Origin of the sequence: Streptomyces naganishii JCM 4654, assembly GCF_014650575.1 — a bacterium.
GTDB classification, from domain to species: Bacteria; Actinomycetota; Actinomycetes; order Streptomycetales; family Streptomycetaceae; genus Streptomyces; species Streptomyces naganishii.
On the sequence record NZ_BMVF01000057.1, the window covers coordinates 1 to 1,536 of the forward strand.

General features: G+C 70.3%; 1 protein-coding gene. It reads left to right on the top strand.

Features of this window, described 5'->3' with window-relative positions; translation table 11 throughout:
- Positions 1–1,536, top strand: a 1,536-nt coding sequence (locus tag IE217_RS34315; protein ID WP_190181876.1) for a type I polyketide synthase, incomplete at both ends; no start/stop codon positions are given.

Sequence of the window (1,536 nt, forward strand, 5' to 3'; positions counted from 1 at the left end):
GTGCGTGCTGGTGTGGTGCGGGTGCCGCGTCTGGTGCGGGTGCCGGCGTCCGGTGCCGGGGCGGAGGTGTCGTTCCCGGTGGACGGGACGGTGCTGGTAACGGGTGCGACGGGCACGTTGGGCGGGTTGGTGGCCCGGCATCTGGTGGCCGAGCACGGCGTACGTCATCTGCTGCTGACCAGTCGGCGGGGGATGGCTGCCGAGGGTGCCGAGGAGTTGGTGGCGGAGCTGAGCGCCTCGGGTGCCGAGGTCACGCTTGTGGCGTGTGATGTGGCTGATCGTGAGGCGTTGGCTGGTGTGCTCGCGTCGGTTCCGGTGGGGCGGCCGTTGGGTGCGGTGGTGCATGCGGCGGGTGTGCTGGACGACGGTGTGATCGCGTCGTTGACGCCTGAGCGGGTGGATGCGGTGTTGCGTCCGAAGGTGGATGCGGCGCTGGTGCTGGATGAGTTGACGCGGGATGCCGGGTTGTCGGCGTTCGTGTTGTTCTCGGGTGCCGCTGCGGTGTTCGGTGCTGCGGGGCAGGGCAATTACGCGGCGGCGAACGCGTTCTTGGAGGCGTTGGCGCAGCGTCGTCGGGCGGCGGGGTTGCCGGCGAGTGCGTTGGCGTGGGGTCTGTGGGCCGAGGCCAGCGGCATGACCGGCAACCTCAGTGACCGTGATCTGCGGCGCATGACGCGGGACGGAATGCTCGCCCTGTCCTCCGAGGAGGGCCTGGCGCTCTTCGACACGTCGTTGACGGTGGACGAAGCGGTGCTGCTGCCGATGCGGCTGGACCTGGCCGTACTGCGCGCCGAGGCCGCGGCGACCGGCACCGTACCCGCACTCCTGCGCGGCCTCGTACGCGCGCCGCTGCCGCGTGTCTCCGCCTCGTCCACTTCGGGCGGTGCCGGTACCGAGCTCGGGCAGCGGCTGGCCGGTCTGCCGGCCGTCGAACAGGACCGTGAGCTGCTTGAACTGGTGCTCCGGAGTGTGGCCGGTGTCCTCGGCTACGCCGGCCCCCAGGCCGTCGCGTCCAACCGTGCGTTCAAGGAGTTGGGTTTTGACTCGTTGACGGCGGTGGAGTTGCGGAATGATCTGCGGTCGGTGACGGGGCTGCGGTTGCCGGCGACGTTGGTGTTCGACTATCCGACGCCGGGGGATCTGGCGCGGTATCTGCGTGATGAGCTGGTCGGCGACGCGGACAGCGCGGCGGTGCCCGTGGTGCCGGTGGTGCCGGTTTCCGGTGGGCCGGGCGGCGACGGTGATCTGGTCGCGATCGTGGGGATGGCGTGCCGGTTCCCCGGTGGTGTGGAGTCGCCGGAGGATCTGTGGCGGCTGGTGGCCGGTGGCGGGGACGGGATATCGCTGTTCCCCTCCGACCGTGGCTGGGACGTGGAGAGGCTGTACCACCCGGACCCGGATCACGCGGGGACGTCGTACACGCGTGAGGGTGGTTTCCTACACGCGGCGGGGGAGTTCGATCCGGGGTTCTTCGGCATCTCGCCGCGTGAGGCGTTGGCGATGGATCCGCAGCAGCGGTTGCTGCTGGAGACCTCC